This window comes from Chromobacterium violaceum ATCC 12472, from assembly GCF_000007705.1.
Classification (GTDB): Bacteria; Pseudomonadota; Gammaproteobacteria; order Burkholderiales; family Chromobacteriaceae; genus Chromobacterium; species Chromobacterium violaceum.
Genome location: NC_005085.1, coordinates 4,326,562 through 4,341,636, shown reverse-complemented (window position 1 = coordinate 4,341,636; position 15,075 = coordinate 4,326,562). Strand labels below are relative to the sequence as shown.

17 protein-coding genes are annotated in these 15,075 nt (G+C 63.6%); 10 read left to right on the top strand and 7 right to left on the bottom strand.

The annotated features are described in order from the left end of the window. The first annotated feature begins 34 nt into the window (after positions 1–34). The gene (groL, locus tag CV_RS19895; RefSeq protein ID WP_011137561.1) at positions 35–1,675 is read left to right on the top strand and encodes a chaperonin GroEL; all 1,641 of its coding nucleotides are present in this window, start codon (positions 35–37) and stop codon (positions 1,673–1,675) included. Positions 1,676–1,769: 94 nt separating this feature from the next. Here the strand turns inward: groL and rfbC are convergent, their stop codons facing one another. The 5 genes from rfbC to CV_RS23695 form a co-directional block, all read right to left on the bottom strand. Next, complete coding sequence (gene rfbC, locus CV_RS19890) at positions 1,770–2,312, bottom strand: dTDP-4-dehydrorhamnose 3,5-epimerase (protein ID WP_011137560.1); 543 nt, start codon at positions 2,310–2,312, stop codon at positions 1,770–1,772. A 30-nt stretch (positions 2,313–2,342) separates the two neighbouring features. Continuing rightward, positions 2,343–3,215 (bottom strand): glucose-1-phosphate thymidylyltransferase RfbA, encoded by an 873-nt coding sequence (gene rfbA, locus CV_RS19885; protein ID WP_043596804.1) that lies wholly within the window; start codon positions 3,213–3,215, stop codon positions 2,343–2,345. Positions 3,216–3,232: 17 nt separating this feature from the next. Beyond that, positions 3,233–4,165: a dTDP-4-dehydrorhamnose reductase gene (gene rfbD, locus CV_RS19880; RefSeq protein WP_011137558.1), complete on the bottom strand. Its 933-nt coding sequence runs from the start codon at positions 4,163–4,165 to the stop codon at positions 3,233–3,235. After that, on the bottom strand, positions 4,162–5,220 hold the full coding sequence (gene rfbB, locus CV_RS19875) for a dTDP-glucose 4,6-dehydratase (RefSeq protein WP_011137557.1): 1,059 nt from the start codon (positions 5,218–5,220) through the stop codon (positions 4,162–4,164). The genes rfbD and rfbB overlap by 4 nt, the downstream gene beginning before the upstream one ends. Before the next feature lie 142 nt (positions 5,221–5,362). Next, positions 5,363–5,569 (bottom strand): hypothetical protein, encoded by a 207-nt coding sequence (locus CV_RS23695; protein ID WP_139791295.1) that lies wholly within the window; start codon positions 5,567–5,569, stop codon positions 5,363–5,365. On the opposite strand from CV_RS23695, the gene CV_RS19870 reads away from it, so the two are divergent. From CV_RS19870 to CV_RS19845, 6 genes are all read left to right on the top strand, one after another. Further along, positions 5,558–6,304 (top strand): Nif3-like dinuclear metal center hexameric protein, encoded by a 747-nt coding sequence (locus CV_RS19870; RefSeq protein ID WP_011137556.1) that lies wholly within the window; start codon positions 5,558–5,560, stop codon positions 6,302–6,304. The two genes, CV_RS23695 and CV_RS19870, sit on opposite strands and share 12 nt — an antisense overlap. Before the next feature lie 114 nt (positions 6,305–6,418). After that, the gene (petA, locus tag CV_RS19865; RefSeq protein WP_011137555.1) at positions 6,419–7,003 is read left to right on the top strand and encodes a ubiquinol-cytochrome c reductase iron-sulfur subunit; all 585 of its coding nucleotides are present in this window, start codon (positions 6,419–6,421) and stop codon (positions 7,001–7,003) included. A 14-nt stretch (positions 7,004–7,017) separates the two neighbouring features. Further along, complete coding sequence (locus CV_RS19860) at positions 7,018–8,361, top strand: cytochrome b (protein ID WP_011137554.1); 1,344 nt, start codon at positions 7,018–7,020, stop codon at positions 8,359–8,361. Between the two features lie 17 nt (positions 8,362–8,378). Further along, on the top strand, positions 8,379–9,143 hold the full coding sequence (locus CV_RS19855) for a cytochrome c1 (RefSeq protein ID WP_011137553.1): 765 nt from the start codon (positions 8,379–8,381) through the stop codon (positions 9,141–9,143). A 151-nt stretch (positions 9,144–9,294) separates the two neighbouring features. Next, positions 9,295–9,897 carry a glutathione S-transferase N-terminal domain-containing protein gene (locus tag CV_RS19850; RefSeq protein WP_011137552.1) on the top strand — a complete coding sequence of 201 codons (603 nt, stop codon included), beginning with the start codon at positions 9,295–9,297 and terminating at the stop codon, positions 9,895–9,897. Positions 9,898–9,906: 9 nt separating this feature from the next. After that, on the top strand, positions 9,907–10,335 hold the full coding sequence (locus tag CV_RS19845; RefSeq protein WP_011137551.1) for a ClpXP protease specificity-enhancing factor: 429 nt from the start codon (positions 9,907–9,909) through the stop codon (positions 10,333–10,335). A gap of 115 nt (positions 10,336–10,450) precedes the next feature. Here CV_RS19845 and CV_RS19840 read toward each other — a convergent pair whose 3' ends face one another. Beyond that, positions 10,451–11,761 carry an ammonium transporter gene (locus CV_RS19840; RefSeq protein WP_011137550.1) on the bottom strand — a complete coding sequence of 437 codons (1,311 nt, stop codon included), beginning with the start codon at positions 11,759–11,761 and terminating at the stop codon, positions 10,451–10,453. A 27-nt stretch (positions 11,762–11,788) separates the two neighbouring features. After that, positions 11,789–12,127, bottom strand: a complete 339-nt coding sequence (glnK, locus tag CV_RS19835; RefSeq protein ID WP_011137549.1) for a P-II family nitrogen regulator — start codon at positions 12,125–12,127, stop codon at positions 11,789–11,791. 307 nt (positions 12,128–12,434) lie between these two features. Here glnK and CV_RS19830 point away from each other — a divergent pair, with 307 nt between their 5' ends. From CV_RS19830 to CV_RS19820, 3 genes are all read left to right on the top strand, one after another. Continuing rightward, positions 12,435–12,722: an accessory factor UbiK family protein gene (locus CV_RS19830; RefSeq protein ID WP_011137548.1), complete on the top strand. Its 288-nt coding sequence runs from the start codon at positions 12,435–12,437 to the stop codon at positions 12,720–12,722. A gap of 5 nt (positions 12,723–12,727) precedes the next feature. Then, complete coding sequence (locus tag CV_RS19825) at positions 12,728–14,230, top strand: YifB family Mg chelatase-like AAA ATPase (RefSeq protein WP_011137547.1); 1,503 nt, start codon at positions 12,728–12,730, stop codon at positions 14,228–14,230. A gap of 65 nt (positions 14,231–14,295) precedes the next feature. Then, on the top strand, positions 14,296–15,048 hold the full coding sequence (locus tag CV_RS19820) for an SPOR domain-containing protein (protein WP_011137546.1): 753 nt from the start codon (positions 14,296–14,298) through the stop codon (positions 15,046–15,048). Positions 15,049–15,075: the final 27 nt, after the last annotated feature.

The following is a 15,075-nucleotide window of genomic DNA, read 5'->3' as shown; positions in this document are numbered from 1 at the left end:
TGAACTTCATAAACAGATATTGGAGATTTCGAGAATGGCAGCTAAAGACGTAAAGTTCGGTGATTCCGCTCGCAGCAAGATGGTTGCCGGCGTCAACATCCTGGCCGACGCGGTCAAGGTTACCCTGGGTCCCAAGGGCCGCAACGTTGTGCTGGACCGCTCCTTCGGCGCGCCGACCATCACCAAGGACGGCGTGTCGGTGGCCAAGGAAATCGAACTGAAGGACAAGTTCGAGAACATGGGCGCCCAGATGGTCAAGGAAGTGGCTTCCAAGACCTCCGACGTGGCCGGCGACGGCACCACCACCGCCACCGTGCTGGCTCAGGCCATCGTGCAGGAAGGCATGAAGTTCGTCGCCGCCGGCATGAACCCGATGGACCTGAAGCGCGGCATCGACAAGGCTGTGGTGTCACTGGTCGGCGAGATCGCCAAGATCGCCAAGCCCTGCGCGACCTCCAAGGAAATCGCCCAGGTAGGCTCCATCTCCGCCAACTCCGATAGCGATATCGGCGAAATCATCGCCAATGCGATGGAAAAAGTGGGCAAGGAAGGCGTGATCACCGTTGAAGACGGCAAGAGCCTGAACAACGAACTGGACGTGGTGGAAGGCATGCAGTTCGACCGCGGTTACCTGTCCCCGTACTTCATCAACAACCAGGACAAGCAGATCGCCGCCCTGGACAATCCGTTCATCCTGCTGTTCGACAAGAAGATCTCCAACATCCGCGACCTGCTGCCGGTGCTGGAGCAAGTGGCCAAGTCCGGCCGCCCGCTGCTGATCATCGCCGAAGACGTCGAAGGCGAAGCGCTGGCCACTCTGGTGGTGAACACCATTCGCGGCATCCTGAAGGTCGTGGCTGTCAAGGCTCCGGGCTTCGGCGACCGCCGCAAGGCCATGCTGACCGACATCGCCGTGCTGACCGGCGGCGAAGTCATCGCCGAAGAAGTCGGCCTGACTCTGGAAAAAGCCACGCTGGACCAACTGGGCCAGGCCAAGCGCGTCGAAGTGGGCAAGGAAAACACCACCATCATCGACGGCGCCGGCGAAGCCGCCACCATCCAGGCTCGCGTGGGCGAGATCCGCAAGCAGATCGAAGAAGCCACTTCCGACTACGACCGCGAGAAGCTGCAAGAGCGCGTGGCCAAGCTGGCCGGCGGCGTTGCCGTGATCAAGGTCGGCGCCGCCACCGAAGTGGAAATGAAAGAGAAGAAGGCCCGCGTCGAAGACGCGCTGCACGCCACCCGCGCAGCCGTTGAAGAAGGCGTGGTGCCCGGTGGCGGCGTGGCCCTGCTGCGTGCCCGCGCGACGCTGGAAAACCTGAAGACCGACAATGCCGAACAGGAAGCTGGCGTGAAGATCGTGCTGCGCGCGATCGAAGCCCCGCTGCGCCAGATCGTCAAGAACGCCGGCGACGAGCCGTCGGTTGTCGTGAACAAGGTGCTGGAAGGCAAGGGCAACTTCGGTTACAACGCCGCCAGCGGCGAATACGGCGACATGCTGGAAATGGGCGTGCTGGATCCGGCCAAGGTGACCCGCTCCGCTCTGCAGCACGCCGCTTCCGTGGCCGGCCTGATGCTGACCACCGACTGCATGATCGCCGAGCTGCCGGAAGACAAGCCGGCCGCTGGCATGCCGGACATGGGCGGCATGGGCGGCATGGGCGGCATGATGTAAATCGAGCCGGTCAGGCGGGCATGTTCGCATGCCTGCCCAAACAAACAGCCCCGCGGCTTATGCCTGCGGGGCTGTTTGCATTTCAGAAATGGCTTCAGCGCGGCAGCGAGGAGAAGGAGGCGCCGGTCTGGTCCTTGGCTGACAGCGTCGGCGCGTCGCTCAGCGGCCAGGCGATTGCCAGGTCCGGGTCATCCCAGGCGAGGGTGCGTTCCAGCTCCGGATGCCAGTAATCGGTGGTCTTGTACAGGAACTCCACATCGTCGCTCAGCGTGAGGAAGCCGTGGGCGAAGCCGGCGGGAATCCACAGCTGACGCTTGTTGGCGGCGCTGAGCTCTACTCCGACCCATTGGCCGAAGGTCTCGGAACCGGGACGGATGTCGACTGCGACGTCGAATACTGCGCCTGACACGACGCGCACCAGCTTTCCCTGCGGATGCGGATCGAGCTGGTAGTGCAGCCCGCGCAGGACATTTTTGCCGGAGCGGCTGTGGTTGTCCTGCACGAAGTCGACCGCATGGCCGACAGCCTGTTCGAAACGCTGCTGATTGAAGCTTTCGAAGAAAAAACCGCGCTCATCGCCAAATATCTGGGGCTCGATGATCTTGACCGCGGAGATCTCGGTATCAATGACTTTCATCGCTTGTCTTTGTTCTGTTCGTGTAGGGTGTCAGTTGCTGAGCATCGCCAGCAGATAGCGGCCGTAGCCGGTTTTCTGCAAGGGCTGGGCCAGCTGGCGTACCTGGGCTTCGTCTATCCAGCCGTTGCGGAAGGCGATCTCCTCGGGGCAGGCCACCTTTTGTCCCTGGCGGTTCTCTATGGTGGCGATGAACTGGCCGGCCTCCAGCAACGATTCATGGGTGCCGGTATCCAGCCAGGCATAGCCGCGCCCCATGGTCTGCACGTTCAACTGCTGCTGTTGCAGGTAAATATTGTTGACGTCGGTGATTTCCAGTTCGCCTCGGGGCGAGGGCTTGATGCGCTTCGCGATGTCTACCACCTGCGAGTCGTAGAAGTACAGGCCGGTCACCGCGTAGTGCGATTTGGGCTGGGCGGGTTTCTCTTCGATGCTCAGGGCGCAGCCTTGCTGGTCGAACTCCACCACGCCGTAGCGTTCGGGGTCGCTGACCCGGTAGGCGAAGACGGTCGCGCCGGAGGTCTGGATATTGGCCGCCTGCAGCAGACCGGAAAATTCATGGCCGTAGAAGATGTTGTCGCCGAGCACCAGCGCAGACGGTGACCCGTCGATGAAGCGCTCGCCGATCAGGAAGGCCTGGGCCAGGCCGTCCGGACTGGGTTGGACCGCGTATTGCAGATTGATCCCCCATTGACTGCCGTCTCCCAGCAGTTGCTGGAAGCGGGGCGTGTCCTGCGGCGTGGAGATGATCAGGATGTCCTGAATGCCGGCCAGCATCAGCGTCGTCAGCGGGTAATAGATCATCGGCTTGTCGTAGATCGGCAGCAATTGCTTGCTGACGGCGATGGTGGCCGGGTAGAGCCGGGTGCCGGAGCCTCCGGCCAGAATGATGCCTTTTCGTTTCATTGCCAGATTTCCTGTGGTCATTCCCGGGCTGGGGCACCGCTGTCGTAGGTGGGGAGCAATTGAGCCAGCACCTGGTCCACGCCGCTTCTCCATTCCGGCAGCTCGATGCCGAAAGCGCTTTTCAGCTTGTCGCAACTCAGCCTGGAGTTGGCTGGGCGCTTGGCTGGCAGCGGATAGTCGCTGCTGGGAATGCCCTGGATGTTTGCGGGATCGATTTTCAGTGGTAGTCCGTAGGACGCGGCTCGCTGCAGCAGATAGCTTGCATAGCCGTGCCAGCTGGTTTCCCCCCGGGGCGCCAGATGGTAGGTTCCAAAGGCGAAGCCGGAGGGGGCGGCCAGGTAGCGGCGAATCAGTTCGGCGCTGACGTCGGCGATCATGGCGGCGGAGGCTGGCGCGCCGATCTGGTCGTTGACGACCTTGAGCGAATCCCGTTCCTGTCCCAGCTTCAGCATGGTTTTCAGGAAATTGGCGCCATGCGCGCCGAAAACCCAGCTGGTGCGGAGTATCAGGTGGCGAGGCGCGGCATGCCGGATGGCTTCTTCGCCCGCCAGCTTGCTGCGTCCATATACCGATTGCGGGCCGGTTGCGTCGTCTTCCCGCCAGGGGCGTTCGCCGTCTCCGCTGAACACGTAGTCGGTGGAGTAGTGGACAAGCAACGCGCCATGGCGGGCGGTCCAGCGCGCGATGACGCCGACCGCGCAGGCGTTGACGGCGTGCGCCGTTGCCTCGTCGCTTTCCGCCTTGTCGACCGCGGTATAGGCGGCCGGGTTGACGATGATGTCGGGCCCATGCTGGTCCAGCGCCTGCTCGATGCGCGCGTCGTCCCACGTGAGGTCCAGCTCCCGCCTGTCGGTGGCGATCAGCTCGCCCAGCGGCGCCAGCGCGCGCAGCAATTCGTGGCCGACCTGGCCGTTTTTGCCGGTTATCAGTATGCGGGGCATGGTCATCATCCGTAGTGCTTGTCCAGCCAGTCGCGGTAGCTGCCGTTGCTGACGTGTTCGATCCAGTTTGGATTGCCCAGATACCATTCAATGGTCTTGCGGATGCCGCTGTCGAAAGTTTCGGCGGGCTTCCATCCCAGTTCCCGCTCCAGCTTGCGGGCGTCGATCGCATAGCGGCGGTCGTGGCCGGGCCGGTCGGAGACGAAGTGGATCTGCTCGCGGTAGGGCCTGCCATCCGCGCGGGGCCTCAACTGGTCCAGAATGCCGCAGATGGTGTTGACTACCTCGAGATTGGTTTTTTCGTTCCAGCCGCCGACATTATAGGTTTCGCCGAGCTTGCCGGCTTCCAGCACGCGGCGGATCGCGCTGCAGTGGTCCTTGACGTAGAGCCAGTCGCGCACCTGCTGGCCGTCGCCGTAGATCGGCAGCGGCTTGCCGGCGAGGGCGTTCAGGATGACCAGCGGAATCAGCTTTTCCGGGAAGTGATAGGGGCCGTAATTATTGCTGCAGTTGGTGGTCAGCACTGGCAGGCCGTAGGTGTGGTGCCAGGCGCGCACCAGGTGGTCCGAGGCGGCCTTGGAGGCGGAATAGGGGCTATTCGGCTCGTAGCGGTTGGTTTCCGAGAACGGAGCATCCTCCGCGCGCAGGGTGCCATATACCTCGTCGGTGGAAACGTGCAGGAAGCGGAAGGCTTCGCGATCGCCGCCTTCCAGTCCGCTCCAGTATTCGCGCGCGCACTCCAGCAGATTGAAGGTGCCGACGATATTGGTCTGGATGAAGTCGCCGGGTCCGTGTATCGAGCGGTCGACGTGGCTTTCCGCGGCGAAGTTGACAATGGCGCGAGGGCGATGGGTGCGCAGCAACTCGGCGACCAGTTTCCGGTCGCCGATATCGCCATGCGTGAAAACATGGTTGGGCTTGGTCCTGACCGTGTGCAGGGTTTCCAGATTGCCGGCGTAAGTCAGCGCATCCAGATTGATGACAGTCTCTTCCCGTTCTGCTAGCCAGTCGAGAACGAAGTTGCCGCCGATGAAGCCGGCGCCGCCGGTAACGAGAATGGTCATGGAAGCTTCCTGTATGATCGGGATCGCCGCTGTCTTGCGGCCGTGAAACCCGGTATTAGGCACCGCCGGGCACTGCGGGGATGCCGGCAAAAGCGATAGCGTTGGCGCTGAGCGCCACCTGCCAGGACACACCGTGATGGGTTCAGGCGTATCGCATGCCTGGACAGTGAGATGGCCCATGCCTGGCGCAAAAACTTGAGGTGCGCGCAGGCTTGCCGATTTTATAGTTTTTGAAAACATCCGGCAAAAATTGAGCGGCGGGCGCGCGCAATAAAGCCAAATCGCCGCTGATGATGACAAAGCCGCGCCGGTAATCGATATTGAGGAAATGAAAACCATGCAGATTCATGACGTACGGAATATTCTGGATGCCTGTCTGGAGCCGTGGCGCTACAAGGACTATGCGCCCAACGGCCTGCAGGTGGAGGGAAAGGAAGAAATCAACAAGGTGGTGACGGGGGTGACGGCGTCGCAGGCCTTGATCGACGCGGCGGCGGCGCGCGGCGCGGACGCCATCCTGGTGCACCACGGTTATTTCTGGAAGGGCGAGGACGCGCGCATCTGCGGCATGAAGAAGCTGCGCATCCGCGCCTTGCTGCAGCACGACATCAGCCTGCTGGCCTACCACCTGCCGCTGGACGGCCACCTGGAATTGGGGAACAACGCGCAATTGGGCAAGGTGTTGGGGCTGGAGCCGGCCGGGCAGGCCGGAGAGCAGGGCCTGCTCTGGCATGGGGGCTGGGCGGGAGGCGGCGATGCCGCGGCGTTCGCCGACCACGTGTCCGGCGCGCTGGGGCGGACGGCCCAGCTGCTGGGGCGGCCGGACCGACCGGTGCGCAGGGTGGCCTGGTGCACCGGCGGCGCGCAGGGTTTTTTCGCCGATGCGATCGCGCTCGGCGTTGACGTTTTCATCACCGGCGAGGCATCGGAACAGAATTACCACATGGCGATGGAAAGCGATGTCGCATTCATCGCAGCGGGACATCATGCCACTGAACGCTTTGGCATCAAGGCACTAGGAGAGCATTTGGCGCAAGTCTCTGGCATAAATGTCGAATTTATTGATGTTTCCAATCCGGTTTAAGCAAGTTGCTGGCGTCTCGATCAATTTATTTGCATAGAAGCTTCAAGTCCCTACTAGTAATCGGGTAAAATCCTGCGGTTTAGGGCTCGATTTCCACGATTGAGGATGACTGTAATGAGTGAACAACAAGTCGATACGGGGCGGCGTCGCTTTTTGACGATCGCTTCCAGCGCTGTTGGGGGTGTTGCGGTAGTCGGCGCGGCCACGCCATTTTTCATGAGCTTTTTCCCGTCCGAGAGGGCGAAGGCCGCGGGGGCGCCGGTCGAGGTCGACATCGGCAAGATCGAAGCCGGCCAAAAGATCAACGTCGAATGGCGCGGCAAGCCGGTGTGGATTCTCAGCCGCACCCCGGAGCAGATCAAGAACCTGCCCAAGAACGATCCCAAGCTGGTGGATCCCCAATCAGAAGTCGAGCAGCAGCCCAAGTACTGCCAGAACGAGCATCGCTCCATCAAGCCGCAATTCCTGGTGGCGGTCGGCATCTGCACCCATCTGGGCTGTTCGCCGACCTTCCGGCCCGACCTGGCGCCCGCCGACCTGGGGCCGGACTGGCTGGGAGGCTTCTACTGCCCCTGCCACGGTTCCAAGTTCGACCTGGCCGCCCGCGTGTTCAAGGGGGTGCCGGCGCCGAAGAACCTGGAAATCCCCCCGCACAAGTATCTGTCCGACACCCGCCTGCTGATTGGCGACGACAAATAAGCTGAGGGCGAAAAATGAGCAAGGCACAAAAGCTGCTTAACTGGGTGGACGCGCGATTCCCGCTGACCGCGCTGTGGGAAAGCCAATGGGGCAAGTACGTCGCGCCCAAGAATTTCAACTTCTGGTACTTCTTCGGTTCGCTGGCCATGCTGGTGCTGGTGCTGCAGATCGTCACCGGCATCTTCCTGACCATGAACTACAAGCCGGACGGCACCCTGAACGCCGCCGGCATCCCGGTCGCCTTCGCCTCGGTCGAGTACATCATGCGCGACGTGGCAGGCGGCTGGATCATCCGCTACATGCACTCCACAGGCGCCTCGATGTTCTTCGTCGTGGTTTACCTGCACATGTTCCGCGGCCTGATCTACGGATCGTACAAGCAGCCGCGCGAGCTGGTCTGGGTGTTCGGCACGCTGATCTTCCTGTGCCTGATGGCCGAGGCCTTCATGGGCTACCTGCTGCCCTGGGGCCAGATGTCGTTCTGGGGCGCCCAGGTGATCGTCAATCTGTTCGGCTCCATTCCGGTGATCGGCCCCGACCTGTCGGTGTGGATCCGCGGCGACTACGTGGTGTCCGACGCCACGCTGAACCGCTTCTTCGCGCTGCACGTGATCGCGGTGCCGCTGGTGCTGCTGGCGCTGGTGGTGGCCCACCTGATGGCGCTGCACGAGGTGGGCTCCAACAACCCGGACGGCGTGGAGATCAAGAAGCAGCCCAAGGACCCGAATACCGGCCTGTACCTGGACGGCATCTACTCCCACCCGTACTACACCATCAAGGACATCCTCGGCGTGGTGGTGTTCATGATCGTGTTCTCGGTGATCGTGTTCTTCCTGCCGGAAATGGGCGGCTACTTCCTGGAACATCCGAACTTCGACCAGGCAGACCCGTTGAAGACGCCGCCGCACATCGCCCCGGTGTGGTACTTCACCCCGTTCTACGCGATTCTGCGCGCGGTGCCGTCGTTCGCCGGCACCCAGGTGTGGGGCGTGCTGGCGATGGGGGCGGCCGTGGTGCTGATCGCTTTCCTGCCGTGGCTGGACCGCTCGCCGATCAAGTCCATCCGCTACCGCGGTCCCAAGTTCAAGATCGCGCTGGTGCTGTTCATCGCCGCGTTCATCGGCCTGGGCATCCTGGGCGCGATGCCGCCGACCGAAGTGCGCACGCTGATCTCGCAGATCTTCTCGGTGATCTACTTCGCCTTCTTCCTGGGCATGCCGTTCTATACCAAGAACGACGTGGGCAGCGTCCCGGTGCCGGAGCGCGTGACCGACACCAACGCCAAGCGCCAGATCCAGTTCGTGGCCATGGTGGCGCTGACCGTGTTCCTGGCCGCGCTGTTCGCCATGAACGTGTAAGCAAGGGGATAAGGAAAATGAACAACAAGATCCGTCACCTGATCGCCGCCGCGGCGCTGGCGCTGCCCTTCGCGATGCCGGTCTTCGCCAACGAGGGCGGTCCCGCGCTCGACAAGGCGAACATCGACATCCAGGACACCGAGAGCCTGCAGCGCGGCGCGCAGATCTTCGCCAACTACTGCCTCTCCTGCCACTCGGCCAGCATGATGCGCTACAACCGGCTGGAGGACATCGGCCTGAGCGAGGAGCAGATCAAGGCCGACCTGATGCCGGAAGGCGCCAAGATCGGCGACCCGATGAACATCGCGATGAACAAGCAGGATGCCAAGGCCTGGTTCGGCGCCACGCCGCCCGACCTGTCGCTGATCGCCCGTTCCCGCGGCGCCGATTACCTGTACAGCTATCTGCGCGGCTTCTACCGCGATCCGTCGCGTCCGACCGGCTGGAACAACCTGGTGTTCGACAAGGTGGGCATGCCGCACATCTTCTGGGAATGGCAGGGCGAGCAGGAGCTGAAGACGGTGAAGAACGCCGAGGGCCACGAGGAGCACAAGCTCGAACTGGTCAAGGCCGGCACGCTGACCAAGCTGGAAAACGGCAAGGCCAACACCGCCGAGTTCGACCGCCGCATGCGCGACCTGACCAACTTCCTGGTCTACATCGGCGAACCCGCCGCGGTGAAGCGCCAGCAGATCGGCTACGTGGTGGTGATGTTCCTCGGCCTGCTGCTGTTCCCGCTGGTCTACCTGTTGAAGAAGGAATACTGGCGCGACGTGCATTGACGCGCGGGCACTCCTGAGAAAAGGCGGAAGAAATTCCGCCTTTTTCTTTAATAATCATGATGTTGTGCTGAAAAACTGGAAGGGGACGGTTGAGAGTGCTACAATGCGCTGCTGCATCCATTCATTAAGCTAGTCAAGGATTTTCTCCGCCATGATGACCCTCTACTCCGGAATCACCTGCCCGTTCAGCCAGCGCTGCCGTATCGTGCTCTTCGAAAAGGGAATGGATTTCGAAATCATCGATGTGGATATCCATAACAAGCCGGAAGACCTGGCTGTGATGAACCCGTACAACGAAGTGCCGGTTCTGGTGGAGCGCGACCTGATCCTGCACGAGTCCAACATCATCAACGAATACATCGACGAGCGTTTCCCGCACCCGCAGCTGATGCCGGCCGATCCGGTGATGCGCGCCCGCGCCCGCCTGTTCCTGTACCGTTTCGAGAACGAGCTGTTCATCCACGTGAAGACGCTGGAAGCCGGCGCCACCGGCAAGGAAGCGACCAAGGCGCGCGAAGCCATCCGCGACGGCCTGACCACCATCGCCCCGATCTTCTCCAAGCAGAAATTCATGCTGGGCGACGATTTCTCGATGATCGACGTGGCCATCGCGCCGCTGATGTGGCGCCTGGAGCATTACAACATCGATCTGGGCAAGAGCGCCGCGCCCATCCTGAAGTACGCCGAGCGCATCTTCCAGCGCCAGTCCTTCATCGATTCGCTGACGCCGTCCGAAAAGGCGATGCGCAAGTAAGGAGACGCGATGAGCTCCAGCACCAAGCCGTACATGCTGCGCGCGCTGCACCAATGGTGCGGCGACAATGGCTACACCCCGTACATCGTGGTGTGGGTGAACAGCCGCACCGACGTGCCGCTCGAGTACGTGAAGAACAACGAGATCGTGCTCAACATCGCCGAGACCGCGACCAAGAATCTGCGCATCGACAATGAGTGGGTTTCGTTTTCCGCCCGCTTCGGCGGCGTGTCGCGCGACATCTGGGTGCCGATCGGCAACGTGATGTCCATCTTCGCGCGGGAAACCGGCGAGGGCATGGGGTTCGAGGTGGAGCCGATGAGCGAGGAGGCCGCCGCGCTGCGTCCGGTGGACGCCGAGCAGGCGCCCGAATCCGGCGGCGACGACCCGACCCCGGGCCGTCCCAGCGGCCGTCCCAGCCTGCGCATCGTCAAGTAAGCTTGTCTCACCATCCCAACCGGCCGCTGGCCGGTTTTTTCATGCGCCAGGCGCAAAAAAAACGGGGCCGAAGCCCCGCCAAGTCCCTTACACAACAATCTTTCGATCCGGCGGCTTATTCCACCCGCTCGCCGTGCAGCACCAGATCCAGGCCTTCGCGTTCCTCGTCCTCCGCGACGCGCAGGCCGAGCACGATGTCCACCAGCTTCAGCAGGATGAAGGTGACCACGCCGCAGTAGACGATGGTCACGCCCACGCCCAGCGCCTGGGTGGCCAGGCTGCCGTCGGCGCCGCCGATGTCCTTGACCGCGAACACGCCGGTCAGCAGCGCGCCCAGGATGCCGCCCACGCCGTGCACGCCGAAAGCGTCCAGCGAGTCGTCGTAGCCCATCATGTGTTTCAGGCCGGTGGCGCCCCAGAAGCAGATCACGCCGGCGGCCAGGCCGATGGCCAGCGCGCCCTTGACGTCGACGAAGCCGGCGGCCGGGGTGATGGCCACCAGGCCGGCCACCGCGCCGGAGGCGATGCCCAGTACCGAAGGCTTTTTCTTGGCGATCCATTCGGCGAACATCCAGGCCAGCGCGGCCATCGCGGTGGCGACCTGGGTGGTGACCATCGCCATGCCGGCGCGGCCGTCGGCGGCGCCCGCCGAGCCGGCGTTGAAGCCGAACCAGCCCACCCACAGCATCGACGCGCCCACCAGGGTCAGCACCAGGTTGTGGGGCGGCATCGCCTCGCGGCCGAAGCCGACGCGCTTGCCCAGCACCAGCGCGGTCACCAGGCCGGCCACGCCGGCATTGATGTGCACCACGGTGCCGCCGGCGAAGTCCAGCACGCCCTTGTCGCCCATCCAGCCGCCCGGCGCCCATACCCAGTGGGCGACCGGCACATAGACCAGCAGAGACCACAGCGCCATGAAGACCAGCATCGCAGAGAACTTCATCCGCTCGGCGAAGGCGCCGGTGATCAGCGCCGGGGTGATGATGGCGAAGGTCATCTGGAAGGTCATGAACACCGATTCCGGGATGGTGCCGGCCAGCGGATGCACCGCCAGCTTGCCGGCGTCCTTCATGTACACCATGCCGTCCAGCAGCACGCGGGACAGGTCGCCGATATAGGGGGTGCCGACGGTGAAGGCCAGGCTGTAGCCGACGACGGCCCACAGCACGGTCACCAGCGCGGTGATGGCGAAGCTCTGCATCAGCGTGGCCAGCACGTTCTTCTTGCGGACCATGCCGCCATAGAACAGCGCCAGGCCGGGAATGGTCATGAACAGCACCAGGGCGGTGGAGGTCAGCATCCAGGCGGTGTCGCCGGAGTTGATCACCTTGGCGGCGGCCACCGCCGGGCCGGCCGGCGCATCGGCCAGCGCGGGCAGGGAGAGGGCGGCGAGCCCGGAAGCCATTGCAGCGAGTATCTTTTTCATTATGGTTTCCCCAGTTTCACAAAGCGCTCAGACCGCGTCGGCGCCGGTCTCGCCGGTGCGGATGCGGATCACCTGCTCCAGGTCGTAGACAAATATCTTGCCGTCGCCGATCTTGCCGGTGCGGGCGGATTTCTCAATCGCCTCCACCACCTGGTCCAGCAGCGCGTCGTCGATGGCGATCTCCAGCTTCACCTTGGGCAGGAAGTCGACGACGTACTCGGCGCCGCGATACAGCTCGGTATGGCCTTTCTGGCGGCCGAAGCCCTTGACCTCGGAGACGGTGATGCCCTGTACGCCGATGGCGGACAGCGCTTCGCGGACTTCGTCAAGCTTGAACGGCTTGATCACTGCGGTAACGAGTTTCATGGCGGCTCCTTCTCGGACGATTGACAGATGGTTCTGCTGCGGATGGTTATGCAGGAATCGTGCCAGCCCGCGCGGGGCGTTCTTGGAATTGTGGTGCACTGCAAAAAAGGGCGCGCTGTCCGTTTTGGCACTTTCCTTGTGCATGGGGCCTGTTTATGCTGCACGGTTTTGGTGCATTGCTGCGCCGCGTCATGCTTTCGCGCCGATCTGCCGGCCTTCCCTGTCCGCGCAGGCAGGAAAAGCGGGAGGGCGGGGGCGCTTTTTGCTACACTCGGCTGGGTATCCAAGACACGCAGGAGCCGCGACCATGTTGAGCCAGAAACTGTTTGAAGAAATCAGCGCCAAGATCAGCGAGACCATCGCAGCCAGCCCGGCCAAGGACATCGAAAAGAACGTCCGCGCGATGATGGCCTCCACCTTTTCCAAGATGGATCTGGTGACGCGCGAGGAGTTCGACGTGCAGCAGGCGGTGCTGGCGCGCACCCGGGAAAAGCTGGCGGCGCTGGAGTCGCGCCTGGCCAGGCTTGAGTCCCAGGCGTTTCCGGACGAGGCCGCGGCCAAGGTGGAGGAACAGTCCGAACTCGGCCATTCCTGAGCGCCATGACGCTGGCGGTGGTGGCGAGCAGGGCGTTGTCCGGGCTTGACGCCCCGGAGGTGGCCGTCGAGGTCCACCTGGCCAACGGCCTGCCCGCGTTCAACATCGTCGGCCTGCCCGACACCGAGGTGAAGGAAAGCCGGGACCGCGTCCGCGCCGCCATTCTCACCTCGGGCTTCGAATTTCCCGCCCGCAAGATCACCGTCAATCTCGCTCCGGCCGACCTGCCCAAGGACTCCGGCCGCTTCGACCTCCCCATCGCCATTGGCATCCTGCTGGCTTCGGGCCAGGTGAAGAACGACGACATCGCCCGTTTCGAATTCGCCGGCGAGCTGGCGCTCAGCGGCGCGGTGCGCCCGGTGCGCGGCGCCTTGGCGATGGCCTGCCAGTGCCACGCCGCCGGTCGCGCTTTCGTGCTGCCTGCCGACAGCGCCGGCGAGGCGGCGGTGGTCGGCGGCGCCGCCGTCTACGCGGTGGAGTCCTTGCCGCAGGCGTGCGCCTTTCTGAACGGTTTGCAGCCGCTGGAACCGTTCGCCGGCGCCATCGGCGGCGAGTGGCCGAACTATCCCGATCTGGCCGATGTCAAAGGCCAGTCCATCGCCCGCGGGGCTTTGGAAATCGCCGCGGCAGGCGGACACAGCTTGTTGCTGATGGGGCCGCCGGGCACCGGCAAGTCCATGCTGGCGGCCAGGCTGCCCGGCCTGCTGCCGCCGTTGTCCGAAACAGAGGCGCTGGAGAGCGCGGCGGTGCAGTCGCTGGGTTCGCAAGGCTTCCAGCCCGGCCGCTGGCGGGTGCGCCCGTTCAGGTCGCCCCATCACACCGCTTCCGCGGTGGCGCTGGTCGGCGGCGGCAGTGAGCCGAGGCCGGGCGAGATCAGCCTGGCGCATCACGGCGTGCTGTTTCTCGACGAATTGCCGGAGTTCGACCGCAAGGTGCTGGAAGTGCTGCGCGAGCCGCTCGAGAGCGGGATGATCCATATTTCGCGGGCGGCGAGGCAGGCCAGCTTCCCGGCGCGTTTCCAGCTGGTGGCGGCGATGAATCCCTGCCCCTGCGGCTACCACGGCCATCCGTCCGGGCGCTGTCAGTGCACTCCCGAGCAGGTGGCGAGATATCGAGGTAAAATCTCCGGCCCTTTGCTGGACCGCATCGATTTGCAGGTGGAAGTGCCGGCGCTGACCGCGGACGAGCTGCAGCGGTCCGCTGCGGGGGAGGCCAGCGAGTCGGTGCGCCATCGGGTGCTGACGGCGCGCGATCGCCAGTTGGCGCGGCAGGGCGGGCTGAATGCGGCATTGCAGGGCGCGGAGCTGGAGCGGCATTGCCTCGGCGACGAGCAGGCGCTGGCGGTGCTGGCCAAGGCATTGCAACAACTTGGCTTGTCGGCGCGCGCGTATCATCGGATACTGCGGGTTTCGCGCACCATCGCCGATTTGCAGGGCGCGGAAACGATAAACCGCAACCATGTATTGCAGGCGATCCAGCTCAGGCGCGTCATGCAGAGCGGCGCTTGATAGAATTGATCAATCCAACCCGGACGGCGTCTCTGCCGTCCGTATAGACATAGCGGTAGTGGTGAATGGCTAATCGAGACCTGAAAAACTCCCCCCGGCCGTCGCGTGGGCGCGGCAACTCCTCCTCGTCGCGCGGCGGCGGCGGCATGATGGCGGGCATCATCATTGGCCTGATCGTCGGCGTGGCGGTGGCGGTGGGGTTGGCGATGTATCTGAACCGCTCGCCCGCCACCTTCCAGCCCAAAAACGAGCGCAAGGCCGAAACGCCGCAGCCGCCGACCGAGCTGCTGGCGCCGGGCACCCGGATTTCCGATGCCGCCTCGGCCACCGCGCCCGCGGCTCAGCCGCCGGCCGCCCAGCCGTCTCAGCCCCAGGCGACCCTGGACTCCACCGAGACCGTGCCGCTGCCGCCTCCGGCCGCGTCCCACGAAGCCAAACCCAAGCCGGCTCCGCAAGCCCCTGCAAAGAGCGGCAAGGATGAGCAGCGCTTCGATTTTTACAAGATCCTGCCAGGCCAGGTGGACGCGGTGACGTCCGACGCCAAGTCCTCGCGCTCGGGGGAACCTTCGGCATCCGCGCCTGCCAAAAAAGTTTATTTGCAGCTGGGCGCGTTCCAGAACCAGGACGAGGCCGACAATCTGAAGGCCAAGCTGGCCTTGCTGGGGGTGGAAGCCAAGATCCAGTCGGTCAACGTGCCTGACAAGGGGATGGTGCATCGGGTCCGCGTGGGCCCGCTGAGCCGCCAGGACGATGTGGAGCGCATCCGCGCGCAGCTGAAGCAAGACGGCATCAACGCCAATGTGGTGAAGGCCGAGTAAGTCTCATCTCTCCAAATAACGGGAAAA

Excerpts from the sequence above, each read along its gene's own strand:
- groL (WP_011137561.1), top strand. The coding sequence starts at position 35 with ATGGCAGCTAAAGACGTAAAGTTCGGTGATTCCGCTCGCAGCAAGATG.
- rfbC (WP_011137560.1), bottom strand. The coding sequence starts at position 2,312 with ATGAAAGTCATTGATACCGAGATCTCCGCGGTCAAGATCATCGAGCCC.
- rfbA (WP_043596804.1), bottom strand. The coding sequence starts at position 3,215 with ATGAAACGAAAAGGCATCATTCTGGCCGGAGGCTCCGGCACCCGGCTC.
- rfbD (WP_011137558.1), bottom strand. The coding sequence starts at position 4,165 with ATGATGACCATGCCCCGCATACTGATAACCGGCAAAAACGGCCAGGTC.
- rfbB (WP_011137557.1), bottom strand. The coding sequence starts at position 5,220 with ATGACCATTCTCGTTACCGGCGGCGCCGGCTTCATCGGCGGCAACTTC.
- CV_RS19870 (WP_011137556.1), top strand. The coding sequence starts at position 5,558 with ATGCAGATTCATGACGTACGGAATATTCTGGATGCCTGTCTGGAGCCG.
- CV_RS23695 (WP_139791295.1), bottom strand. The coding sequence starts at position 5,569 with ATGAATCTGCATGGTTTTCATTTCCTCAATATCGATTACCGGCGCGGC.
- petA (WP_011137555.1), top strand. The coding sequence starts at position 6,419 with ATGAGTGAACAACAAGTCGATACGGGGCGGCGTCGCTTTTTGACGATC.
- CV_RS19860 (WP_011137554.1), top strand. The coding sequence starts at position 7,018 with ATGAGCAAGGCACAAAAGCTGCTTAACTGGGTGGACGCGCGATTCCCG.
- CV_RS19855 (WP_011137553.1), top strand. The coding sequence starts at position 8,379 with ATGAACAACAAGATCCGTCACCTGATCGCCGCCGCGGCGCTGGCGCTG.
- CV_RS19850 (WP_011137552.1), top strand. The coding sequence starts at position 9,295 with ATGATGACCCTCTACTCCGGAATCACCTGCCCGTTCAGCCAGCGCTGC.
- CV_RS19845 (WP_011137551.1), top strand. The coding sequence starts at position 9,907 with ATGAGCTCCAGCACCAAGCCGTACATGCTGCGCGCGCTGCACCAATGG.
- CV_RS19840 (WP_011137550.1), bottom strand. The coding sequence starts at position 11,761 with ATGAAAAAGATACTCGCTGCAATGGCTTCCGGGCTCGCCGCCCTCTCC.
- glnK (WP_011137549.1), bottom strand. The coding sequence starts at position 12,127 with ATGAAACTCGTTACCGCAGTGATCAAGCCGTTCAAGCTTGACGAAGTC.
- CV_RS19830 (WP_011137548.1), top strand. The coding sequence starts at position 12,435 with ATGTTGAGCCAGAAACTGTTTGAAGAAATCAGCGCCAAGATCAGCGAG.
- CV_RS19825 (WP_011137547.1), top strand. The coding sequence starts at position 12,728 with ATGACGCTGGCGGTGGTGGCGAGCAGGGCGTTGTCCGGGCTTGACGCC.
- CV_RS19820 (WP_011137546.1), top strand. The coding sequence starts at position 14,296 with ATGGCTAATCGAGACCTGAAAAACTCCCCCCGGCCGTCGCGTGGGCGC.